Below are 24,240 nucleotides of genomic sequence, written 5' to 3'. Positions count from 1 at the left end.
TTACAAAAAAGTGCTTGATCCTTATAAGGATCAAGCACCATTTCCAGTGGGACAACGAACCTGTCCCTCCGTCACATTTATTTATTTAATGTCAAGGTCGCTACGCATTCAACATGCATCGTTTGAGGAAATAAGTCAACAGGTTGAACACCATCAAGGGTGTATCCGAATGGTTCCAGCTCCTTGATATCCGTCGCGAATGTATCGGGGTTACAGGATACATACACGATGCGTTCCGGCTTGGCACGTCCGATTCGTCTCATGACTTTTCCGCCTGCACCAGATCGAGGCGGATCAAGCATTAGTAGTTGTGGATGGCCAAAGCTCTCCAGCATTTGATCAATTCCTTTTCGAGCATCCTTAGCGAGGAATGTCGTGTTTGAGATGCCGTTATCTTCAGCATTGCGTTTCGCTGACTCGATCGAACTTTCGACGATTTCAATTCCGGCAAGTTCTCCGACTCTGCTTGCGAATGGCAGAGAAAATGTCCCTACTCCACAGAAAAGGTCGATCATTTTTTCTGTTTTCTTCGGTTGTCCCATTTCAATCGCTAAGTCAACGAGCTTTTGAGCTTGAGTCGGATTCGTCTGGAAGAAAGTATCAAACCAAAGACGGAAGCGATATCCATCCATTTCATCATAAATAAAGTCACGACCCGCTAAAAGATGAATCTCTTCTGCTTGCGTCCGATCCGCCCATGCCGTATTTTCAAGCCATAACAAGCTTTTGACTTGGGGGAATTTTTCACCTACGCGGGCAACTAAGTCGTCCACTGCCTCCTGATGATTTTCAGGCGCCTCCGTCGCAAACAGACCAAGCATCAGTTCACCCGTTACAAACGATTGACGGACCATTAAATGACGAAGTAACCCTTGGTGCTCGTCCTTGTTATACCCTTTTAATTCATGGTCCTTCACCCAATCGGCAACCTCCATCGTCGCTTCCACCATTTCTTCACTTGCGATCAAGCAGGTTTCAAGAGAAATGACCTTACGGAAATTCCCTTGCTCATGCAGTCCAAGGGCACCTTCAGGAGAAAAAGTAAACTCCATCTTATTGCGGTAACGCCAAGGATTATCCATCCCCATCGTATCCCGGACCAGGTCAGGATTAAAGCCTTGCCCTTCCAAGGCATGCTTCACATGATCCGTCTTCTGTTTTAACTGACCATCATAATCCCAATGCTGCCACACACATCCGCCACAGCGCTCAAAGTGCGGACAAGGTGCAGGGATTCTCTCAGAGTGGGCCTCGAGGATTTCATCCGGCATTGCCTTTCGTCTACGGCGATCAGGCTGATCCACCGTCACTTCCACCTTTTCCCCTGGCAGGGTCTGAGGGATCGTGAGTCTCAGCTTCTTGGGATTCCCAAGCTCATTCTCCCGCCAGACCACAGCCTGCCCTGAACCTTTTTGGTCCAAATCTTCTATTGTCACAACCATTGTTTCTGGTTTGATATTCGTCAATTTCTGGTCCTCCTTGAAAACTTCTGTCTAACTTTATACTTTATTAAAAAAAGTGGAGGAATGCAACAGGGATATAGGCTCCTCACCTCCCTGCAACACCAAAGGCAAATGAAGGTCCGTCCCCGAACGCGTTAACGCTCTAAAGGACGGACCTTATTATTGCGGACAGTGTTAATAGGCTTTGTAACGTCCGAATTCTCCGGTAATATAAGCTCTCCTGCCGTTGTAGATGACTTCCCAGTATCCCGAGCTGCTGTTGTTGCCTTTAAGGGATCCTGTGACGGGAATCGTCCTGCCCTTTGTTATGATTCCCAAGCCCTTTGATGTCAAAGGGTCAGGGCGATCCTGTATGATAGCAGCATTCTCCACCCCCACGATACTGATTTCCCCGATGGCGACCGGTCCCGATGAAGGCTGAGGTGATGATGATCCCCCGGAAGATTGACCGTTTCCTTCCACCTTCACAAATTTCAGGGCTGCTGTTACATAATACACATGTCCCCTTGAGTTTTTGACCTCATACATATAAGCACCTTCCACCTTAAGCTTCCGTATAATCTCCGGAAACCCATATCCGTACTTCAAAGTTCCGGCACGGTAGGTATCCCGGAAGGTCGGCTTACTGTAAAAATCCAGTCCTTCAGCACCTATATATTTGCTCTCCACCCGTTTTCCGATAACATCCTTGATTGTCCAAACTCCTTTGACATCCGGTTCAGGAGGGACCACAACGTTTCCTGCAGCCACGTAAGGAAGTCCGAAAAAATCACATATCCCGCGAGCCTGCTCCCTTGCCGATTCCCTTTGATATTCTTCATTGATCATGAGCAAGGCTTCTCTTTCATTATCCATAAACCCGTTTTCCACAAGCACCGCTGGCCCATTGAACTCCCTTGTCATATGAAGGTTCTGCTCAATGATCCCGCGATATACCTGCTTCGTACCCTGTTTCAAGTACTTCCCAATGCTTTCAGCGAGCCTTCTATCCTGGGCATCATTGAAAGAGATATGAAGGGAATGCCCTTCAGCATCTTTTCCCGGACCATCGAATTTTCCATCAAAAGCATTAAAGTGGTTGGAAACCAAGGCATTGGCTCTCTTAGAATTGGCTAGATCTGTACGTGACTTTAATGGTATATCTTCATCAGTCGGAGCGGTCAGTATAGTCCTGAACCCACATCTCTCCAATTCAACTTTCAAAAAAAATGTCACTTTCTCATTAAACTCATTTTCACCGATCTGTCTGCCAACCGACTGGATATAAGGTGTACGTTTTCCGGCTGTCCCGATCCCATGACCATCATCTAAAGCGATCAAAAAATCACTAGCTTTTACCATTTAATCTATCACCCCTTCTACTAGTTAAATATTCACAGCTTGTACAAATGGTCACGGCTGGATAAAAAAAGCTCCAATTCCTGACTGTAGAAGATAACTTGTGAATATTCATATGATCAAAGGGTAATTTTTTAGCAACCCATTTTTGTTTAGTCGATCCTTCCATATACAACAAAAAAGGTGCGCTGACTCCACTGATGGAATCAGGCACCTTTTTTCATTTACAACGAACGGGACATCTAAACTGTCCCCCGTTCCACTTACTTCGCTTCCAAACGACTGATCCGATCATCCAGATCAGGGTGAGTCGAGAAGATCGCTGACTTTCGTCTTCCATTGATTTTCAATGTAGAGATGGCTGTGTCATCTTCACCCTTCATACGACTCGAGTATGCTTTTAACATTTGCAGGGCATGAACCATCTTGTCCTTACCTGCAAGGTCCGCTCCACCACGGTCAGCGTGAAACTCACGGTGACGGGAGTATGCGAAGACGACTAAACTTCCCAATATTGAGAAAACGATTTGGAATACGATCACGGCAATGAAATGCACGATTGGTGCCATTTCTTCCCTTGCAAATCGTGACGCAATCCATGCGGCGATTCGTGCCAGGAAAACGACAAAGGTGTTGACCACACCTTGCAGTAAGGTCATCGTCACCATATCACCGTTCGCAACGTGGGCAACTTCATGGGCAATGACACCTTCAACCGCGTCATCATCCATCTCACGGAGTAATCCTGTCGAAACGGCAACCAATGAGCGTTTCTTAGAAGGACCTGTTGCAAAAGCATTCACTTCAGGAGAATGGTAGATTCCCACCTCGGGCATGTGCACTAAACCAGCCGCTCTTGATAAACGATGGACTTTCTCCACAACTGCCCGTTCCTCAGAAGACAAGGCTCCATTCGGATCCAACACTTGGACACCCATCATTCTCTTCGCCATCCAACGTGACATGGCCAATGAAATGAATGCTCCGGAAAAACCGATGATCGCACTGAATACTAATAATGCGCCGAAATCAATTCCGCCTGAGGCATTGATGTAGTTCCCTGCTCCGGTGACGGAAAAAATGATACTAATCGTCAATAATACTAAAACGTTCGTTAAAAGGAAATAAAATATACGTTTCCCCATCTTGTCTCCTCACTCTCATTTCAAGTTCATATGAACCTGTATCTGGAATTTATTATACGTCCTTTTCAGGAAAAATACAAGTAAAAGGTGAAATTGACGAGACCCCATCGAACCAGTAGTATAGAAGAAGATATTGTAAAAGAGACGGGGGAATCATGATGAAAACGTTTATACTGACACGTAAAAATATGGCGGACCTGCTGCTATCACTGAACAGCACAAACAGCAGGTCCCCGATCAAGGTGCTTCAGGATGCGTGGATGAATCTACATAAAGAAAACGACCTCCCTCCCATCATTCAAAAAATCCTCAAACCAGCAAAAGGAGAAACCGGTTTTTCTCTCAATGAAATCGTTTCCCTCGGAAATCACATCGAATTCACCAACTTCCCCCAGAGTACTGTCCAGAACTGGGTGAAGCGGGATGTGAAAGGGTTGATCGGTTCCCCGCAGCTGGGAAAAAAATATACCATCGAACAAGCGGCCATGCTATTCATCGTCGAAGACCTCAAAGCTACCTTGGATTTCGAATCCATCCGGAAGATCTTGACCCTGGTGTTCAACAACATAGAAGACCGTACGGATGACATCGTCAATCCCACAGATCTTTACCTTGCCTATGCGACGGTCTTTGACCAGATCCATCATCAAACCCTTCCTTCCATAAAGAAGGCGGATGGTTCAGTCAACGAGCATATCGATGGATTCATCAAGGAAGAATGCAAAACCATGTTATCGACCTTTGACGGGATCAAGGAAGAGAACCTCAACATTGTCCTGAATGTCCTGATCGTATCCGTACTGACAGTTCAGGCAGGGTTTTATCAGGCAGCTACGAAGAAATATGTGAAAGATGCATTATCTTAATATTATAGAGGGACGGACCTTCATTTTTGCAAATGAAGGTCCGTCCCTCTATTGAATCAGATAAAGAGAGTTCACTCTTCAGTCAGGATTTCTGCTCTGCTTTCTTCCAGTAAATAAAAAGCACATATAGCATTCCTAACAAAAGATATGTATTGAAAAAGGAAAACATTTGCTTAATGATCCATACTTCTATCCCATTCGTGATGATGAATAGGAATGTGGTAACACTGAAGTAGATGACCACGTAACTGATGACTCCTTTTACTCCTTGTCCAACCCTTTTCTGAATCCATGTTCCAATCCAAATGGGCAGGAAGAAAATGCTTTCCAATTCTCTGTTCATTTATTGCTCCTTCTTCTTGTACAGTATCATAACTCCGTAATCAAATATGGTCATTGAAAATTTAACATCTATTATTTCAATGGTCTGATCTTCCAAGAAGTTATTCACTTTTTTATTCAAACCTGATTCTGTCATGCTTCTAAAGGTAGTTATTTTCAAAGAGACACCTCCTGTTACGAATTACATCAAAATCTATCATTATACTATACGTTTATATGCTCAAAAAGTTTCAATGACTGTCCTGAGGGATCCTCTTTTCCAATGCATTTCCGCGCGTTCCTCTAAATCGATGTAGGCTGCTTTTACATTGACTATTCCTCTCCTATTGCGACATAAAAAAAGATGCCTCCACTATATCGAGGCATCTTTCCATCTTAATTATCTCAATCCATAAGCCTTAATAATTTCTTGCGTGATCTTGTTCCCTTCATCATCCCACGTACTCGCCTTCAATGAAACAGACGTCGCGTTCTTAGGATTCTGGATGGTGGCATTGAACGTATCGCCGTCCTGGTTCAGCTTCACTTTCTTCCAGGACTTCCCTTCATTGAAGGACACTTCTAAGGTCGCGCCTTTCACATTTCCATACCCGATCGCACCTTCCACCTTGCCGACTTCCAGTTCAAGGTTTGTTGGACGGTTCGCCAGTGCATCTCCATTCACATCTGTATCCACCTTATAGTCAAGGATCAGGAATGGAAGGTCTTCCATCCAGTTCTCAGTCGCTTCTGTCCAGAAGGTCCACTCTGTATGGGTCCTGGTGGAGGTGTTCCAGCGGTTTTCGTCCCGTTTGGCGTCTGTGACGAATCGGTATTGGGTACGTTCTTGTGGTAGAATATCCCAAACATTCAGTGCCTGACCTTTCCCTACTTTCAGTAACGTATCTCCTTTGTATAACTGAGAGGTCTGGTTTTCGAAAGATACATCCCATTCAGTCCCCCCTGTATTCCCTTTACCGGCGTCAGCCCATGCGGGGACATTGATTTGAAGGGAATTCCCCTGTCTTCTAGGAGGCCAGTAACCATCTCCGAGACTTGGACGGACTACAGGTGAGAACCAGTGTTCTGTCATTTTCTCCCCGCCATCATAGGACTTCAGCGGTTGTCGGATCTGCCATCCCTCGTCGAGTACATTTGCCTGATGATACCACCCTGTATCTTCTGTCGCCGATACATATTCGGTACGTGCGCTTGGCAACGATACTTTTTGCAGGAATCCTACTGCCCGCATTGTGTGCGGACGAAGGTCATAACGGAATTCCCCTCCATCCGTCTCAACAGGTGAATTGTAGTTTGTTTCGACTTTTGCCAGTTCCTTCCCTTTTGGTGCATAGGTCAGATCTTTCGGGATGGATCCTTCATGGACATCCATTAAATCATAGAGGTATGGAGAATCGACCGTTCCTTCCACCTTCAGCTTTACGTTTCCAGAGCGAACCGCTTTTACGAGCTTGTCCCCTTCGCTTTTACTGATTCCTGCAACGGCAACAGGATTATCCGTATAGTCAGGAGTCCCCGCATATACACTGAATTCTTTGTCTTCATTGTTCACAATAATCACAAGTTCCGCTCCTGCTTCGGCAGCATTCGTAGCTTGTTGGGACACACTCACTTCTGCATTTCGATCAACTACGACCGCTTTTCCTTTTGCCTTCAATCGTTCAAAGTCAGCTGTACTCCCTTTCCCTGCATACACAGCGGACAGATTATACTTTCCATCCAATAGGGTACTACCCGCAAATGGGATATCATCCAATTCTTTTCCTTTAAAATCAATTGACAACGTCGGTTTGGTCAAACGCCAGCGGGTCAGCTGCTCAAAATACCCACTCTTCACTTCTTTAGTCTGAACAGCATATAGCTTATCAATCCACACAGGCATCAGGTATAGACTTGTCATCGGCATTTCACCGATGGTTTGGTGGTATTCCAGACGCTTATAGTTCGCTTCCGCTTTCTTTGGAACGACCACTTTGATTTCCTTTGCTTTCCGTGCATCAAGTTCGACTGTTTTCGGTCCGTCAAGTTTCACTTCCGGATTACCGACCAGTGCTACACCTGCATGATCCGTCTCTGCATCCACATCCATGAGCGACATGGCAGAATATGTGCCAGGCGGCAATCGAAGCTCGAGCGTTCCATCTACGCCCACTACTTCAGGCTCCATTTTTTCACTGAACAGTACGACATAAGCCTGTCCTTTCGATCCGTCACGATCGGTTGCATTCAATGTAAGAGGATATCTTTCCCCTTCCTTGACCATCGCCATCGTCGTACGTACAAGTTCTGATCCGTCCTTTTTGGCTGTCAGGAATCCTTGGTAGCGTGACCCTGATTCTCCAAGTGTTGAATCGAGTGTTACATTCACGTCCACCGTTCCTCCTGCCGGAACCGTAACGGTTTGATCAGAGACCGTCAGCATGCCGCTTGGTGCCTCTTCTCCCTCCGCATTTGTAAAAGTTGATTCCAGTTCAAGAGTGATTTCTTCCTCGCTATCATTTGTATAGGTCACTACCTTTTCTACTGGAGCTGCTTGATCATGAGGCCATTTAAAGAACCCGAATGAGACCGAACCTGTTGCTCTAACCTGTGAATCCAGGGCGGCAGCTACGTCCACACGTCCTGTTCCGACATGATAAGGCTGGTAACCATCAAGCTTCTTTGTCGTATTCATCAGAGCTTGTTTCAATGTTGTTCCATCCCATTCAGGGTATTTTTCTGATAAAATGGCTGCTGCACCTGCAACATGAGGAGTCGCCATTGATGTACCATTTAAACTTTTGTAATCTCCGGTCCCACTGGAGTATTGGGAACGAGCCGCCACGATTCCCACACCTGGAGCTGAAAGATCCGGTTTAAGTCCCATATCCCCATAGCGCGGACCTTTGGAAGAGAAATACGCCAGTTCATCCGCTTTATCCACTGCCCCAACCGTCAAGGCTGAATCTGCTGCACCAGGGGAACCGATTGTACCTTCCCCGCCTCTGTTACCGGCAGCAATGACGAATAAAGTTCCATTCTCATCTGTCAATCGATTCACTGCTTCTGCCATTGGATCTGTCCCATCACTCGGCATATCGCTTCCAAGACTCATGTTGACAATTTTTGCATTCTCAGAAGCCCATTCCATTCCGTCAATGATCCAGGAATCCTGTCCGAATCCCTCATCACTTAAAACTTTCCCTACCAGTAAGCGGGCATCAGGTGCGACACCTTTATGTTTACCATCACCCGCACCTGTCCCAAGAACGGTAGAAGCAACATGGGTACCGTGACCGTTTACGTCCTTCACTTCTTCACCAGGTACGAAGCTTACAGCATCATCAATCTGCCCTGCTATATCCGGATGCTCCGAGTCGATTCCAGTATCAAGTACGGCAACCTTCACTCCCTCTCCTGTATACCCCTGCTCCCAAGCGGAATCCGCTTCAATTTGCGGCACACTTTGATCAAGGGCTGCTTCTACACGACCATCCAGCCAGATTTTATCGACGCCATATTCAAATTGGGGTACTTTTTCCGATTCAATATTTTCGCTTTGAACAGTGACGTCTTTCCAGAATGTTGCTGCCTGCTTCTTCTCTGCAGAAAGGGCCGCTCCATTAATACTTTCCAAGTCTCTCACTTTCTTGGATCCTTTTGGAGCAGGAACAGCTGGGAAAGTCTTAGCCTTGGTTTCTTTGTATTCTACGATGACAGGTACAGACGCTTGATTCTTGTCATCATACCCATACTCTATCAATTTCGTAATATTGAATAAGTCTTCATCCATTTTTCCTGCGGCCATATAAGGCATGACGGAGTTCGGGAATACGAATGTTTCGTCTTTGATGGTCATGACCCGGACACCTTCGCCATTCTTGTCAGCAGGCTCCACATTGATGATTTGTTTGCCATTTTGAAGGGTCGACACCTTTACCACATCACCAGTGATGAGGGTGATGGAATGTTCCCCTTCGATGGCTTCATTCTTATCAACATTAGACTCCTCGAGTTCCTTCCCCTTGGAAGAGATACCGAGTGCATCTACCTGGAACATCGAACCTGAAATCATCGTCGCAGCAATCGATCCAACCAGAAGTGGCTTCACGTTAAGTTTTTTCATGAACATTCTCCTATTCTATTCATTTCGTCAGTTGATTGATTCATATGAGTAGACTCTTGCTGAGGGAAAAATAAAGAAGGTATGTAGTCCTATAAAATGCAGATAAAGAAATAGACTACTAGGTTCAGATTCTGTCCGTGATCACCTACCTTTTACAAAGTCGCCTGCCTCTCCCTGGATGCAAACTTGTTTCTCTAGGAGTAATTTTGTATGTCTGTGGCTAATTAAATTGTAAGTCTCAGTACAGTCATTTCTCAATAGGGGTTATTTTCAGGGAATAGAGAACTATTCTCAAAGTGACCATTGATTTCCATTCAACTTATTTATGAAAAATGATATAAGAAGGTGCTGAGCCATTCTGACAATGTAACAAGCTAAGGGAGCATTTGAAGGGCATCATTCCATCGTATACGTTCGGTCTGTAAAAGTTTCAGCTCCATATTCGGTAAGCGATGAGTACAGTCCAATTAGCATATCTCAACCTGCCTAAAGTCCCGTGAAATGATATTGAAAAGGGTCGTATCCTGTTCCATTTTTGTAGTCAGAATAATAGAGGGAAAAAACATTTTGAGAGTTGGGTTCGGAATAGCGTTTATAAATAGATGAAAAAGAAGGCTGCATCTCATTAGACGCAAGCCTTCCCAATGTACGAAACCTTTACTTATCGACTGAAATCCTCTTTCACCTGCACAGGATTGTTTGAGTAATTTCTGTTATTTTCAATTTTATTTCAATCCGAAAGGAAAGCCCTCCCTATTTACCGGTCATTTCGAACTAAATCTGCATACGATTCACGTTCAATTACGACCCGTGATTCCCCATCTTTTACAAACACAACGGCCGGGCGGGGAATACGGTTATAGTTACTCGCCATGGAATACCCGTAAGCCCCTGTACTAAAGACAGCAAGGATATCACCGTAATTCGTCGGCGGCAGCATCAAATCCCAGATGAGCATGTCACCTGATTCGCAGCACTTGCCGGCGATGCTCACAAGCTCCGTGCATTCTTCTTGCGGACGGTTGGCCAGGACCGCATGGTATTTGGCCTGATACAAAGCGGGACGGATATTATCCGTCATCCCCCCGTCAATGGCTACATATGTGCGCACATCAGGAATGATTTTCTTTGAACCAACTTTATACAACGTAGTCCCCGCTTCTGCTACCATGCTTCTGCCCGGCTCCACCCATACTTCAGGGAGAGGATATTCATTCTCTGCAAAATAGGTCTTCACACTATCGGTAATAGATTTCACATAAGTTGGAATCGGCAAGGGCTGGTCTTCTTCCGTGTACCGGACACCAAATCCACCACCGATATTCAGCACCGGCATCGTTGCGCCTAAATCAATCCGGATCCGCTGCATGAAATCAGCCAATACCTGGATCGCCTGATCAAAGCCTTCCCGTTCAAAGATTTGGGATCCGATATGGGAATGGAGGCCGAGCAATGAGAAGTAAGGCTTTCTGATTGCAAGCTGAATCGCAGTGGCCGCCTGTCCATTGGAAATGCTGAATCCAAATTTCGAATCCTCCTGTCCCGTCGTGATGTACTCATGGGTATGGGCTTCCACGCCCGGTGTGACCCTGATCAGGATCTGAACCTCTTGCTCCCGCTCTTTTGCCAGGTCATGCAGCAGTTCAAGTTCGAGGAAACTATCGACGACAAAGCATCCAATTTCAGCTTCAAGAGCCATTAGCAGCTCCTCTTCGGACTTGTTGTTCCCGTGAAAATGGATGCGTGCTGCAGGGAAGCCTGCCTCCAATGCCGTATACAATTCCCCGCCTGAGACAACATCCAGGGATAGGTTTTCTTGTTCCGCCAGGCGCACCATTTCTTTACAAAGAAACGCTTTACTCGCATAAGCCACCTGGTACTGCAATCCGCTTTCTTTAAATGCATCCCGGAACAATTTCGCATTTCCGCGGATCATTCCTTCATCGTATACCATTAAAGGCGTCCCATAGGTTTCGACCAACTCACCCGTACTCATGCCACCGATTTCAAGATCCCCATTTACATTCACATCAACTGTACTCATATCCTAAACTCCTTTAGACTCTCTAAAAAACACAAAAAACCGTATGAAGCAGATGCTCATACGGTTTTTCATCAAAGTTCACGGAAACAAGATGAAGACAATGTATTAACATCTCTTCAATAGTGCTCCACAACTTTTGCATTGTGACAGTCCAACATTTCTTCAATGCTGGCCCAACAAAAAATAGAATTGGCTATTTTCTGCTTCGGCGATCTGCCTTTCCCAACTTATCTCAGAATCCATTATTCTCAAAGAAGGTACTCATCATCCTCGCGCCTCTATTATCAGAGAGTGACGTATTATTTTGTTTGAATTACTATACCATTCTCTTGAAAAGTTTGTCAATTGGTTTTTGAGAGAGAAATAGGCAAAATCCCCGGAAGATAGCCCGGGGATTTCGTGGATCATTTTATTTCAGATTGATTTCGAACGGTTTCATTTTGAGCGGCTCATCATTTCTGCTCAATGTCTCGAATGGAACAATTAGAGAGTAGTCCTCAAGGTTGGCATCCTGAGACAATGTAAAAGTGGATTGAAAACGGAGAGTACCCTTATCCACTGTTTTCGTTTTATCACTTCTGATCATATGATTCAACATCTCATTATAATCCAGTTCATTCTTGGCATTTCTTTTTATATCTTGTGATGGGATCACCTGAACGAATTGAGCGAAATTCTCTAAAATATCATGTTTGAATTGTTCTTCTTTAATGGCATCGATGGTGAAGTCCACTGTCACCTTCCCTTTTTCGTTTTGGATATCTTGTACCATTACCTGATAACCAAAACGTGAACTCTTCATCTGGAATGGAGGTGAATCCTTTAGTGTGATGATGCCGTCTTCATCTACTAGCTCCATATCAGCTTGGACCTTCAGCGAATGTGCCTTATCACTGAGTTTACTAGTGAACAGCTCCCTGACAGTCTTTTGATAATCACCGTCAACTTCTTTGATATTTAGTGTCTCTGCACTGGACTTTGATAACCGGTTCCCTAAGTCATCAAACACGACCAGATTTACCGTATCCTTCTCAGACTCCACCGAATATGTATACTCCAGTGTAGTGGTAGCTTTTCCTTTAGTGATGGATGTCACTTGCAGCTCAAATTTACCATCCTGCGAATCTGTCCTTATATCTGTATGGATCGTTTCAGATGGAATCCTCTCAACCGGTACATCAAAGGTCCAGGTACCGTTCACATCTGCCATATGGGTAAACGTTAACGGAAGGGTGAAGTTTTCCGGCGGTTCTTTCCCATCCCGATAAAATTCGATCGAGCCTATGAACTCATCCCCGTCTTTTTTAAGACCCGAACTTCCCGATCCCCATTGTTTCTGATCCTTCCCGTCGAAGAGGTGGTAGCTATAGCCACTCACCGGACGATTTCCTTCGTCCATATGTTCGATGGAAAGGTCATCACCCTTCGCCTTGAAGGTTACTCCGATAACGTTCCCGTCATAATATGTGCTTGTGATTGTCACATCGACGCCGCTTGAGGTGGCAGCCTGATTAACTTCCGTCACTTTATCGCTGAAATAGAGTTCTTTTCCGACATCAGAACCGACTTTTTCATAAATGCCACCCAGTACAGGCAACTTAGCCAGTGCATTGTTCACAGGTGAGAATAGGAAGCCCGATACGAGTACCATGGAGGCAGCAGCTGTGATAAAGGCGGCACTTATCTTGGCCGTTTTTTTCCGGACCTTTTGTTTTCTGCCTTCTTGGATCCCTATTGAAATCGCCTCAAAAACCTCTTCCTTTGGTACCTCGATACTGTTCATTTCTTCCTCAAACCATTTTTTGTCCATACTGATTCACTCCTTCCAACAGCTTTCTCAATTCCAATTTCGCACGGTGAAGATACGTCTTAACCGTCCCTTCAGGCGTATCCATTGTTTCTGAAATCATCTTGATTGACTGACCCTGAAAGTAAAATAAGATAATGACTGTTTGATAGTGCTGATTCAAGGATGCCATGGCCGTGATTAAATCGATCCGCCCCTCTACATCCGTTTCATCTGTAGTGAGGGCATTGGCGAGAAAATCATCCCCCGTCAGAACAAGCCTGCTTTGCTTTTTCAGATAACTGTATGCCGTATGTATCAGGATCTTGATCAGCCAGGTACTGAAGTACTCCGGATTCTTCAACCGGGATATCGACGTAAATGCCTTGCAAACCGTCTCCTGCATAACGTCCAAGGCATCTTCTTTATTTCTCACATACAGGAATGCAGTCCGGTACAGCTTCTCGCTTTCTGAGTGGATCAGCCTTTCAAATGCTTGTTCATTCCCTTTGATTGCTTTTTTCACGAGTTTCACATCCATTGATTAACCTCCTGTCATTCATTAGAGTCGGGTGGGGTGGGAAAAGTTTCAAGGGATTTTAATGGGGTGTCTTGCTATGTAGAGTAAGGTTGGTTACCATTTATTTCAAAAAGACGCATAAACTATGAGAAACGACGCAATTACTTTGAAATCGACGCAATAAATTTGATCATGACGCAATTCATCCCGAAAACGACGCAATCATGGACGATTTCGACGCAATTAAGTTGAATGGATGGGGTCAGCCGCCTCCAAGATTGAATGAAAAGAATCCAATAGCCAAAGAAAGTTTGAAAAAAACCTTTTTTATCTTCCATCGTAAGGTTTTTCACTTAAAAAAGAAGCTTATCCCTCTCGATAAGCTTCAATCTGCCCGTCCCGTATAAATCATCACAAAGTGGAGGACCGCTTCAATTGATTCCCTATTAATGTAACTATGGCCTTTATCCGCATGGAATTTGATCGAGTCATACTGACCGAGCTCGAATACGTCATCCTGCACCTTCACACGTACTTTTCCTTCCATAACAGTGACAAATTCAATCACCCCGGGCTGGTGGGCGTCGGCACGGTACTCACTGTCCGGTTTCAGGAAGGCCCTGTGAGTTTCCAATGAGCTGTAGCCAGAGGAAGTAAACATCGGCTCCAGGGTCAAGGACTCATTGGCACTGATCACTTTACTCCCTTCATTTTTCCGGGAGATCTGGACTTCTTGTTTTTCCACGAGAAGGGCCGAGATGGGGATCGCGAGTCCATTCGCGATTTTCCATATGATCGTCAAAGATGGATTCGCCTCTCCCCTTTCAATCTTGCCCAAAGTCAATGTGCTGACATCGGTCATAGCCGCAAGATCCTGGAGGTTGAGCCCACGCTCATGTCGTATATGTCTCAGTGTCATCCCGACGTGCCGAGCCAATTTTTCCGGGTCCTGCCAAGTCAAACCGTCATTACTCATAATCCTACCTCTTTCTATAGACAATGTATGTAAGTATATTATAATATATATTAAATAAACTATAGTATATGTATTGGAAAGGAGTGTTCATCATCAAAGAGCTTGCTCTCGGTGTCATTTCATCTATGTTCTTTGCCGTCACCTTTATTCTGAACCGGTCCATGGAGCTCGCTGGTGGAAGCTGGATGTGGAGTTCATCACTGCGATTCCTGTTCATGCTCCCTTTCCTTTTTCTTATTGTAGGTTTAAGGAAGAATATAAATCAAGTCTGGATTGAAATGAAGAAGAAACCACTCGAATGGCTAACGTGGAGCTTTGTCGGGTTTGTCCTCTTTTATGGTCCTATTACCTATGCGGCAGCATATGGGCCGGGCTGGCTTGTAGCGGGTACGTGGCAGTTTACCATCGTTGCAGGCATCTTACTCGCTCCTTTGTTTTATACTTCAGGACCGGTCAGACGCAGGCACTCCATTCAAAAAAGAGCTTTGGCCATATCCTCCATCATCTTAGTTGGCGTTCTCTTCATTCAACAGGAAAATGCCAGTGGATTGTCCTTTTCTGAAATGACCGTTGGGGTCTTACCTGTGATCATCGCAGCCTTTGCTTATCCACTTGGAAACCGGAAGATGATGGAGGTGTGCGGCGGAAAGCTTGATACCTTCCAACGTGTGCTCGGGATGACGATCGCAAGCACTCCTTTCTGGCTGATTGTTGGATGCTATGCGTTTTTCGAGGTTGGGGCACCCAGCACGCCGCAGGTGACACAATCCTTTATCGTCGCCATATGTTCAGGTGTGATTGCGACGTCCCTGTTCTTCATCGCGACGAATCAGGCGAGGCACAATCCCGGGAAGCTTGCCGCAGTGGAAGCGACCCAATCGACACAGATCCTGTTTGTCATCATAGGAGAAGCGGCGATCCTGTCCGTTCCATTTCCATCAGGTTTCGCCCTGACCGGTATCCTTCTGATCATCGCTGGAATGATCATCCACACCATAAACGTGAAAAAAATGAATACCGGAATCGTCAAAGCCGTTAAATCGGTCAGCTAAAAAAAGGAGGGGCATCCTGGATGCGCCTCCTTTTAGTTCTATTTAAAGACCTTTCTTCTCATCCACTGGGTCGCAGCCCATTTATCTCCGATGACAACCGGTGCTCCGCCATGCAACGTCAAATCGTTCAGCTCCTGGTTATCATAGAAATATTCGAAGTAGACCGCCATCCCCTTTTGGGGAGAGACAGAGAAATTCAATTTCGGAAAGTACGTTTCCCCGCCTTCCTCTACGTCATTCAAGTACATGACAAGGGTGCTGATTCTCGGATTCTTCACCGGCCGCGATGAGGCCGAGAAGAAATCAAAGTGGGCCTTGTATTCCTGACCCGGTTTATAGTTAAGGATTTGAAGACCTTCGCCGTGCTCGACAGGTATATTCATAATTTGTGAGATTCTCTTTTCCACTCTTGTCACAACGTCATGTTCGCCTTCTTGAAGGAAAACGCTGCTGCTCGTTCGAAGTTCATCGACGGTACGGGTATTTCCTATCTTCGAACGCTGCACCCGCTCCTTTGACAACTGGATGAGTTCATCACATTCTTCATGACTCAACACATTGCCAAGAACGACGATCAGCGGCTCCTCCACTTTCGCGATAATCTGAATATCACGGTCTTCCGTCTTGATCTTATTTCCTGTATGGTGAAAAATCGTTTGTTCCTTTACAACTATTTCAGTAGTATCCATTGTCAACTTTAATCAACCTCTTATCGTATTTTTAACATTCTGAATTTTTATGTTAGTGGAAGCATTCTTGTATTCTTCCAATCTGGAAAAACGATCGCAACAATAGGCATAACTGTGGATTTTATTCGGTTGTTTCCTCCTGCGTGTGTATTTTAATATATTTTACACCCGGGATGAGGGGAAATCTATCTTTTTTTTGATGAAAAATAAGGGATCTGATGGAATTGTGAGTGATGGCAGGAGTGGCGTGGATGCAGGAGCGTCACAGAAAAGACACGGATGGGGTTTATGCGTCAAACTCATAAAAAAAGACTGTCGAATCGAATTCGACAGCCCCTCAAATTTATTTCTTCAATCCTTCATACTGCACCAAAACTTCCTTCACAATCTCACTATCCTCATCCAGTCCGCTCACTTCTTTCAGCACATGAGCCGGACCGTGCTCCTTGATCATACCTTCAATTTCCATCGCTTGTTCATCCTCAGGATTGTCAAACAATAGCGCTGCGGCAATCGCCTTGGCAAGATAAGAATAAGAGAGCCTCGCTTTTTGAGCCTCGGTTGTCGGACGGATCAAACGGTCATCGGGACCAAGCTTCCTGATCGGTGCGCGTCCCACACGGGTCACATCATCGTTCAGGTAAGCATTTTTGAAGCGTTCGATGTTCTTATCAATATAAGCAAGATGCTCATTTTCATCAAGACCATATTGCTTCACAAGGTAAGCACCTGTTTCTTTCAACGTTTCCTTTACCTGTGCGGCGATAGTCTCATCTGCCAATGTTTGATCGATCGTTGATTTACCTTGAAGGTAACCCAGGTAAGCAATGACGGCATGCCCTGTGTTCACCGTGAACAGCTTACGCTCGATGAATGGAGCTAAGTCCTCTACAATCGTCATTCCTTCAACTGGAGGAATCGTTTCCTTCGTTTCCACCACCCACTCATAGTATGGTTCAACAAGGACATCCAATGAACTCTGATCCTGCATCGGAACAATGCGATCCACCGCTGAATTGAAGAAGAAAACTTTTCCCTCAAGCTTACTTACCGTTTCTTCATCAAGATTTTCTAAAATATGCTTTTTCAAAATATCGGTAGCACCGATCTGATTTTCACACGCAATTACATATAACGGCTCATCTGAAGACGTTACACGCTTGGCAATTCCTTTTGCAATCAGGGGAGCGATCCTCGGCAGGATGTTCGGTCCGATCGCCGTCGTCAGGTAAGTGGAACCTCCAATCGTCTCAATGACATCCCCTTCTTGATGGAGGTTGTTCAGACCGGAAACATTCTCGATCGCTTCCGTTTCCTTCGTTTCCGTTGCAAGCTTCACCTGGTATCGACCTTCTTCATTCAGCTTGTTGATCACCTGCTCGGCGATGTCCACAAAGGTCACTTGGTAACCTGATTGGGAAAACAATGCTCCGATGAACCCTCTGCCTATGTTTCCTGCTCCAAAATGTACGGTTTGTTTCAACATCATCATTCCTTTATCAAATTAGTTTGTAAGTAGTCCAGAAAGAGATCTTCTAATTTCTTCAGGATGATCGCTTCGTTCGTGGACGAATAAATCATCATGCTTATATGATCTTCGATTAAACTTGTACTGATCAGGCTGAGGATTTCCTGTTCCCGCCTGCTCAACTCTTCAGGGGCTAGCATGAGGAGCAGACTTCTCATCTCCATTTCCACGCCGTCCATTCCCATGATCCTGCACGGTTCATCCAGATGGGCCACCTGGAAGATCAGCTTCTTCACGCTATGGTCCCGGCAATGGAAGAGACCCATATTCGTTTTCGGAATCCCGAGTCCGCCCTTTTTCTCCCTTTCCATCAGCTGATGCATCACCACATGTGACTGTTTAAGAAGTTCGTCCCGTTCCGCTTGTTCCACCATTTCATTCAGGATCCTGAGATGACTTCCTGCCGATTGCTTCCGGTACACCCGGAAATTCGTAAGTAGGGCTTCCATGCTGGAATGGACATCCTTGATTTCCTTGAGGAGCATCCTGACTTCTGTTTTCTCACCCGATCGCGGCGCTGCCTTCAAGTATTTCTTTCTCGTCAGCTTTTCTACGTTATTCTGCAGATAGCTTTGGATGAATCCGATATCCTTTTCACTTAATAACGGGCTCACCAGGATATACTCCACTTCCGTAAAGGGAAGTCTGACCGTGGAAATGACGATATCGTAGTCATCAATGTTCGCCGTCTGAAAATCCTTGATCGACAGGATCTCCACCTTATTGATCATCGTCAGTTCCCGCTGGATGCGGCTGGCGAGCATCTTGGATGTCCCGATCCCTGTCGGACAGACGACCACGGCCTGCACGTTCACCTTCTCTTCATTCATCAGCATGGCCGATCCGAAATGAAGGACAATGAACGCCACCTCATCATCGGGAAAAGCAATATCCTTGAATTCTGTTTCAAGACTCTTTTTTACCGCTAAAAATAACACGGGATACTTCTTCTTGATTTCATCCGTCAATGGATTGAAAAGATCCAGCTCCTGCTGTAGGCGGAAGATGGACGGTCCCATATGGGCAAGCAGACCCTGGAATAGGGAAAAGTCATCAGACAGATCCACATGGAGGTCCGCTGATACATCCTTGATAACATTCTTGATGAGATGACCAAGGAGGATGCTGTCATAGTATACGACGTCGGGATCCTGAACTTTGGACCCTTTTAAAATGACCGTCAAAAATTGAACGTCCCTATTGGTCATCGGAATAGAAAGTGTATCTTTCAGCTCCCTGCCTATCGTGTCCATCAGCTGATATTCAGTAGAATCTTGATCCTCAGTTGGCTCAAATTTCTGTAATTCGAAGCCCTTTTCGGTTCGCTGTATCGTCAGGCAAGTATACACAATGAGACCGATATAGTCACTGTCCGTCAAGGTAATCTGCTCCTCGGCCAATTGGTGATTCACCACCAGGTCGACAGCGAGTAAATAGTCCGGCTTGAAATACCCCTGCACCGGTTCATCGAGGTGATTTCCCTTTTGCATCCCGTACAGAGTCTCAATGATGTCTTCATAAAAGTAGACGAGGAAGAAGCTTGCCAGGGCATGGCGCTTGTCGGCTTCATCTGCGGAAAGCTCCACCCCCACCCCTCGTTTCCTTGTCAGGGTGATGCCGTATTTTTGCAGCCAATCGGCGAGCTCATCCAAATACGAAGAAAGGGTTGTAACGCTGATCCCCAGCTGATTCGCCAATACCTGTTTTTTAAAGGACGGACCTTCATGAAGAAGGATGATCAGCAAATTCAGCTTCCTTTCTTCAGGTGTTTCATCGGTGGGATTCACTTCCGCCAGGTTCTGAATCAGGCGATAGATATGTTCATTCTTTCCATCGATGAACAGCCCTTCGTTAGCCGTCCTCTTCAGTTCCAGATGATATTCCTTTAACAAGCTTTCGATTGATTTCAAATTTCGCTGAACGGTTCTCCCGCTCACATTCAGGAACGCAGAAAGAGAGTACACGGTATGTTTCCCCGATGTTTTTACGATCAATTCGATGATGGATTTTTCCCTTGAGGTAATAAACATGCTTTCCCCTCTTTCCCTAAAATGAGCTTTTATTCATACAAATGAGAACAGAAAGGCAGGGATCCCGCCTTTCTGAATGATTGTTCTAGTTGCTGTTAATGATGTCTTTCAGTTCTTTGGCTGATTTGGCTTGAACCATCCGGTCAACGTTTTCCTGCTCGGAGCAGACAACGGCGATCCCTGAAAGGATTTCCAGATGTGTACCGTCCTTGCCGGCGATACCGAAGATCATCTTCGCCTTCTCACCGTTGAAGTCCACGCCGTTCGGAACTTGAACGACCGTGAAACCGGATTTGATGACGGCTTTCTTCGCATCTTCCGTACCGTGTGGAATGGCTACATTATTACCCATATAGGTAGATGTGATTCCTTCTCTGTCAATCATAGCATCAACATAGCTTTCTTCCACGTATCCTGCTTTGACGAGAGCTTCTCCTGCAAACCGGATTGCCTCTTCTTTAGTGGCAAATGACTGATTCATGAAGATATTTTCTTCAAGAAGTAGATCATCACCATGATCTGCATTCGGTTCAGCGTTAACCGCTTCTTTCTCTGCATCCTCCACAACCTCTGCCTGCTCATCCGTGATTCCATCTTGAAGACTCGCGATCAGCTTGTCGTATTCCGGACTGGATAGGAAATTATCAACAGAAATGTGATAGGCGTTCGGAAGCTTGTTTTTCGCTCGCGGCGTCAGTTCTTCCTGTGTGATGACGACTTGAGCGTCAGATGGCAGGTTGCTAATGGATGTGTTCGTCACGCTGACATCCAGATTTGCTGCCTTCACTTTCTTACGTAGAAGTGAAGCCCCCATGGCACTTGAGCCCATACCTGCATCACAGGCAAAGACGATTTTGTTTACATCTTCAGGCATTGTTCCTTGGTTCACTTGGCCTGCTACAGAGCTTTTCTTGCCTTTCATTTCCTGCATTTTCTTCGTTGCGCCTTCGATATCCTCATCTGTGGTCTTGCTTGATTTCAAGACGATGGCAGACACGATGAAGGAAACGGCTGCTGCCACAAAAACGGCTGCAAAGTTTGCGAGATACGCCATTCCTTCTGGAGGAGTAACCGCGGTAATCGCAAGAATACTTCCAGGTGATGCCGGTGATACCAATCCTCCACCTAATAAAACAAGGGTGAACACTCCGCTCATTCCACCAAGGATGACAGAAACGAACAGCATCGGTTTCATTAATACGTACGGGAAGTAAATCTCATGAATCCCACCGAAAAAGTGAATGATTCCTGCTCCAGATGCCGATTGCTTTGCTGTTCCTTTTCCAAAGAACATGAACGCCAGCAGAATTCCAAGACCCGGTCCCGGATTTGCTTCTAATAGGAATAGAATCGATTTACCACCCTGTTGAACCTGCTCCAGTCCAATCGGTGACAATACACCGTGGTTGATGGCATTATTTAAGAATAGAATCTTTGCAGGTTCGATCAGGATACTTGTTAATGGAAGCAGTCCTGCTGCCACAAGCCAGTCAACACCTGAGACCAGTAGATTCGTGAAGGCATCCACGGCAGGTCCTACACCAAGGAATGCCAGGATTGCAAGGATTCCACCAAGAATACCTGCGGAGAAGTTATTGACGAGCATTTCAAATCCTGCTCTGATTCTCCCTTCGATCATCTGGTCAAACTTCTTGATGACGTAAGCACCCAATGGCCCCATGACCATGGCACCCAGGAACATCGGTGTATCCGGTGCCCCGACAATGACACCCATTGTCGCGATTGCACCCACGACCCCACCGCGCTGGTCGTGTACGAGCTTACCTCCTGTATACCCGATTAAGAGCGGTAACAGGTACGTAACCATCGGCCCTACCAGATTGGCAAGGCTTTCATTTGGAAAGAACCCAGTTGGTATGAACAACGCTGTAATTAAACCCCAAGCGATAAATGCGCCAATATTCGGCAGAACCATTGAACTGAGGAAGTTACCAAACTTTTGTACCGCGACTTTCATATTTGATTGAGCCACTTCTCTCATCCTTTCATGATTGAATAATAATTTCTCATGTATTCATCATAGGCTCCCGATGGTGACGGTTTCAACAACCATGAAAACTAACTTTGTCACCCTTCTCACGACAAACCTATTGTTTCTCATGTAGGGGAAGTTATTCTCACTGAAGAGGGACGGACCTTCTGCTGGTTTTTAGCGCAGGAGGTCCGTCCCTCTTCTATATTTTTAGTCCAACTTTACCTTCACCCGGTCATCTACATATTTCGTTGTACTGTAACCCTCGATTTCAAGCTTGGTCAAGTTTACATCTTCACTTGACGAGTCGTTATAAAATTCAATGGTTTGTTCCGTTTCGAAGTAGCGGGGTTGATCTAATTTATCATACTCATATACATCAATTTCATGGATCTTGCCGTTTTTGTCCATCAATACCCCATTGCCGTCACTAACTCCAATTGATGTATTTTCATTCATTAAATAATCGCTGGAGAACCCATAGTGCACTCTTTCATAGGCACGATCCTTCGATACATCATGTGTAAGAATCACCTTCGCAGGATTTCCGACCTGGATTTTATCAATGGAGATAGTATTCCCTTGATACACAAATGCCTTGGGCAGGTCCTGGAGATTATCGAGTGGGATGGTTTTCCGATCGTCTACAGATAAATGGATGGAATCAAAATGAATGTTCACCTCTTGTGGATCTTCAAAAAATAACGTGTCAAACCTTGACGTAAAGGCACTCCATCCCTCCTGGTCAAAGGATTCCACGTACATATTGCCTCCAAAGAGGTCTGCCTTCACCCTCTCCTTATCCGATTCAATGGAATCAAATGTAATGACATCAATCCGTTTGTCCCCGCCTTGATTCTGAAAGCTGTACTGGAGGAGCGTCGTGGTCGGCGCGATCGTAAGCTTATCCAGGCGGACCGGAATTCCGTCAATGTCGATTTCCTTATCCAGCTTATGCACCCTGGATGACTGCTTAGTAAACGGAATATCAAAGCTCCAATCCCCTTCGGCAAATCTCAACTCCCCACTGAAATACTCTTCTTTTTGAGGGTCCTGATCTAATTGCATGAGCCTTGCCACATTCAATTTAATGGTTCCGCTGTCCACTGAAACCGGCAGGAGACTCATGGTACCTTTATACACATTTTTCTCTTCATTTTGTATTTCGTCCTGATCGACGGGAGGAGAATAGTACATATGTTGCACATCACGCCTCATGACGTCGTATTCATTATCGATATGGACGCCTTCATGAGCATTCATCATATAGAGATTGTCTTTCTTGGTATCCTCAACTTCATAAAAGACAAGGGTCTGTACATCATCGGCGACGACACTCTTGATGGTGATCTTCACCCCATTGCTTTCCGACTCGAGATTCAACCTTTCCCCCAGGTCATGCTGGAGAATGGCACGCAATTGTTCATCCTCTTCCGTCCATGCATAGTAGAGACTAGAGAATCCACCTGTTACGAATCCGATCGATACGACCATCGCGAAAACACCTGCGATGGAAAGCCAGATCGATTTCCGTTTCTTTTTCTTCCTCTGCCTGTGCGCTTCTCTTTCCTCTACATTACTCTTGATCCTCTCTAGCAATCCAGCAGGGACCTCCAAGGCATCTGTCATTCCTGTCAAGGTCAGCACCACTTCCTGAAAAGAAGCCAAATCCTCCTGACACCCCTGACAATGGTAAATATGCATCTCAAACTCTACCTTTTCAGGCCGATCCATCGTTCTTCCCAGGTAATCAAGATAATGCTTATGATATTCCGGACAACCTTCGAAAGAACCGTACCCCAACTCTTCCTTAAGCTTTCTTACGCCTGAAAATACACAGGATTTAACCTTCTCAACTGATACTTCAAGAATCCGTCCAACTTCCTCAAAAGAGCATTCGTTGAAATACGTTAATGCAGTCGCCTCTTTCTCCTGATCTTCTAATTGATGGAAGGCATGAAAGAGCGTTTGATCAGACTTCTGACCCTCTGAATCCCGGAAACTCTTATCTTTAGAGAGAGACCGGCCATTATGTATAAATCGAGAAATAGCCCACGAGTCAAATGAGGTATTTTTTTTAAAACGGTGCAATTCATTATGTATGCTTATAATCGAACGATAAAATATGTCTTCGATGTCTTCTTGCTTACTTACATAAATCCGACCCAGCGCATAGAACGACTGTTTGCGCTGAAGAAACCACTCCATGACCATTTCCAAGTCCTTTTCCCTCACCCTGCTGATCAACAAGGGTGCTGTTTGCGATGTGTTCATCTATGTATTCCCCTCCTCCGAAACCGAAATATTCCAAAAATATAATATATGATATTATTTTACCATATTTAGGGTGTATTAGGGATCCT

Annotated in this window: 17 protein-coding genes and 1 riboswitch; of the genes, 2 read left to right on the top strand and 15 right to left on the bottom strand. The window is 45.3% G+C overall.

What is annotated here, in order from left to right; all coding sequences use genetic code 11:
• Nucleotides 1-77: 77 nt before the first annotated feature.
• The 3 genes from rlmD to htpX form a co-directional block, all read right to left on the bottom strand.
• On the bottom strand, nt 78-1,442 hold the full coding sequence (gene rlmD, locus ACOSV2_RS14400) for a 23S rRNA (uracil(1939)-C(5))-methyltransferase RlmD (protein WP_428975897.1): 1,365 nt from the start codon (nt 1,440-1,442) through the stop codon (nt 78-80).
• Nucleotides 1,443-1,637: 195 nt separating this feature from the next.
• Nucleotides 1,638-2,804 carry an N-acetylmuramoyl-L-alanine amidase family protein gene (locus ACOSV2_RS14395; protein WP_428975700.1) on the bottom strand — a complete coding sequence of 389 codons (1,167 nt, stop codon included), beginning with the start codon at nt 2,802-2,804 and terminating at the stop codon, nt 1,638-1,640.
• Nucleotides 2,805-3,064: 260 nt separating this feature from the next.
• Nucleotides 3,065-3,946 carry a protease HtpX gene (gene htpX, locus ACOSV2_RS14390; protein WP_113970355.1) on the bottom strand — a complete coding sequence of 294 codons (882 nt, stop codon included), beginning with the start codon at nt 3,944-3,946 and terminating at the stop codon, nt 3,065-3,067.
• 155 nt (nt 3,947-4,101) lie between these two features.
• Between htpX and ACOSV2_RS14385 the strand changes: the two genes are divergently transcribed.
• A complete protein-coding gene (locus ACOSV2_RS14385; protein WP_428975699.1) occupies nt 4,102-4,812 on the top strand; it encodes a DUF1836 domain-containing protein in 711 nt (236 codons plus the stop codon).
• Between the two features lie 82 nt (nt 4,813-4,894).
• Here the strand turns inward: ACOSV2_RS14385 and ACOSV2_RS14380 are convergent, their stop codons facing one another.
• The 7 genes from ACOSV2_RS14380 to ACOSV2_RS14350 all read right to left on the bottom strand — a co-directional run bounded on the left by ACOSV2_RS14380 (nt 4,895) and on the right by ACOSV2_RS14350 (nt 14,585).
• On the bottom strand, nt 4,895-5,155 hold the full coding sequence (locus tag ACOSV2_RS14380; protein ID WP_428975698.1) for a hypothetical protein: 261 nt from the start codon (nt 5,153-5,155) through the stop codon (nt 4,895-4,897).
• Nucleotides 5,156-5,314, bottom strand: a complete 159-nt coding sequence (locus tag ACOSV2_RS14375) for a hypothetical protein (protein ID WP_187443553.1) — start codon at nt 5,312-5,314, stop codon at nt 5,156-5,158. It abuts the gene before it with no gap.
• A gap of 219 nt (nt 5,315-5,533) precedes the next feature.
• The gene (locus ACOSV2_RS14370; RefSeq protein WP_428975697.1) at nt 5,534-9,259 is read right to left on the bottom strand and encodes a S8 family peptidase; all 3,726 of its coding nucleotides are present in this window, start codon (nt 9,257-9,259) and stop codon (nt 5,534-5,536) included.
• Between the two features lie 757 nt (nt 9,260-10,016).
• Nucleotides 10,017-11,303, bottom strand: coding sequence for a diaminopimelate decarboxylase (gene lysA, locus ACOSV2_RS14365; protein ID WP_428975696.1), 1,287 nt, complete (start codon nt 11,301-11,303; stop codon nt 10,017-10,019).
• Between the two features lie 112 nt (nt 11,304-11,415).
• A riboswitch (Lysine riboswitch) is annotated at nt 11,416-11,592 on the bottom strand.
• Nucleotides 11,593-11,712: 120 nt separating this feature from the next.
• Nucleotides 11,713-13,113, bottom strand: coding sequence for a DUF4179 domain-containing protein (locus ACOSV2_RS14360; RefSeq protein WP_428975695.1), 1,401 nt, complete (start codon nt 13,111-13,113; stop codon nt 11,713-11,715).
• Complete coding sequence (locus ACOSV2_RS14355; protein ID WP_428975694.1) at nt 13,094-13,630, bottom strand: sigma-70 family RNA polymerase sigma factor; 537 nt, start codon at nt 13,628-13,630, stop codon at nt 13,094-13,096. The genes ACOSV2_RS14360 and ACOSV2_RS14355 overlap by 20 nt, the downstream gene beginning before the upstream one ends.
• 364 nt (nt 13,631-13,994) lie before the next feature.
• Nucleotides 13,995-14,585, bottom strand: a complete 591-nt coding sequence (locus ACOSV2_RS14350) for a helix-turn-helix domain-containing protein (RefSeq protein WP_428975693.1) — start codon at nt 14,583-14,585, stop codon at nt 13,995-13,997.
• 92 nt (nt 14,586-14,677) lie between these two features.
• On the opposite strand from ACOSV2_RS14350, the gene ACOSV2_RS14345 reads away from it, so the two are divergent.
• On the top strand, nt 14,678-15,637 hold the full coding sequence (locus ACOSV2_RS14345) for a DMT family transporter (RefSeq protein WP_428975896.1): 960 nt from the start codon (nt 14,678-14,680) through the stop codon (nt 15,635-15,637).
• Between the two features lie 38 nt (nt 15,638-15,675).
• On the opposite strand, the gene ACOSV2_RS14340 is transcribed toward ACOSV2_RS14345, so the two are convergent.
• The 5 genes from ACOSV2_RS14340 to ACOSV2_RS14320 form a co-directional block, all read right to left on the bottom strand.
• The gene (locus ACOSV2_RS14340) at nt 15,676-16,326 is read right to left on the bottom strand and encodes a 2OG-Fe(II) oxygenase (protein WP_428975895.1); all 651 of its coding nucleotides are present in this window, start codon (nt 16,324-16,326) and stop codon (nt 15,676-15,678) included.
• Between the two features lie 343 nt (nt 16,327-16,669).
• Nucleotides 16,670-17,809, bottom strand: coding sequence for a mannitol-1-phosphate 5-dehydrogenase (locus ACOSV2_RS14335; protein WP_428975692.1), 1,140 nt, complete (start codon nt 17,807-17,809; stop codon nt 16,670-16,672).
• A gap of 5 nt (nt 17,810-17,814) precedes the next feature.
• Nucleotides 17,815-19,884, bottom strand: coding sequence for a BglG family transcription antiterminator (locus tag ACOSV2_RS14330; RefSeq protein WP_428975691.1), 2,070 nt, complete (start codon nt 19,882-19,884; stop codon nt 17,815-17,817).
• An 85-nt stretch (nt 19,885-19,969) separates the two neighbouring features.
• On the bottom strand, nt 19,970-21,877 hold the full coding sequence (locus ACOSV2_RS14325; RefSeq protein ID WP_428975690.1) for a PTS mannitol transporter subunit IICBA: 1,908 nt from the start codon (nt 21,875-21,877) through the stop codon (nt 19,970-19,972).
• A gap of 210 nt (nt 21,878-22,087) precedes the next feature.
• On the bottom strand, nt 22,088-24,151 hold the full coding sequence (locus ACOSV2_RS14320) for a DUF4179 domain-containing protein (RefSeq protein WP_428975689.1): 2,064 nt from the start codon (nt 24,149-24,151) through the stop codon (nt 22,088-22,090).
• Nucleotides 24,152-24,240: the final 89 nt, after the last annotated feature.

Source organism: Rossellomorea sp. DUT-2, from assembly GCF_052665285.1.
This window is presented reverse-complemented; position numbering and strand designations above follow the sequence as displayed.

Bases quoted from the DNA above. Each gene is read 5' to 3' on its own strand.
- rlmD (WP_428975897.1), bottom strand. From the start codon at position 1,442: ATGGTTGTGACAATAGAAGATTTGGACCAAAAAGGTTCAGGGCAGGCT.
- ACOSV2_RS14395 (WP_428975700.1), bottom strand. From the start codon at position 2,804: ATGGTAAAAGCTAGTGATTTTTTGATCGCTTTAGATGATGGTCATGGG.
- htpX (WP_113970355.1), bottom strand. From the start codon at position 3,946: ATGGGGAAACGTATATTTTATTTCCTTTTAACGAACGTTTTAGTATTA.
- ACOSV2_RS14385 (WP_428975699.1), top strand. From the start codon at position 4,102: ATGATGAAAACGTTTATACTGACACGTAAAAATATGGCGGACCTGCTG.
- ACOSV2_RS14380 (WP_428975698.1), bottom strand. From the start codon at position 5,155: ATGAACAGAGAATTGGAAAGCATTTTCTTCCTGCCCATTTGGATTGGA.
- ACOSV2_RS14370 (WP_428975697.1), bottom strand. From the start codon at position 9,259: ATGAAAAAACTTAACGTGAAGCCACTTCTGGTTGGATCGATTGCTGCG.
- lysA (WP_428975696.1), bottom strand. From the start codon at position 11,303: ATGAGTACAGTTGATGTGAATGTAAATGGGGATCTTGAAATCGGTGGC.
- ACOSV2_RS14360 (WP_428975695.1), bottom strand. From the start codon at position 13,113: ATGGACAAAAAATGGTTTGAGGAAGAAATGAACAGTATCGAGGTACCA.
- ACOSV2_RS14355 (WP_428975694.1), bottom strand. From the start codon at position 13,630: ATGGATGTGAAACTCGTGAAAAAAGCAATCAAAGGGAATGAACAAGCA.
- ACOSV2_RS14350 (WP_428975693.1), bottom strand. From the start codon at position 14,585: ATGAGTAATGACGGTTTGACTTGGCAGGACCCGGAAAAATTGGCTCGG.
- ACOSV2_RS14340 (WP_428975895.1), bottom strand. From the start codon at position 16,326: ATGGATACTACTGAAATAGTTGTAAAGGAACAAACGATTTTTCACCAT.
- ACOSV2_RS14330 (WP_428975691.1), bottom strand. From the start codon at position 19,884: ATGTTTATTACCTCAAGGGAAAAATCCATCATCGAATTGATCGTAAAA.
- ACOSV2_RS14320 (WP_428975689.1), bottom strand. From the start codon at position 24,151: ATGAACACATCGCAAACAGCACCCTTGTTGATCAGCAGGGTGAGGGAA.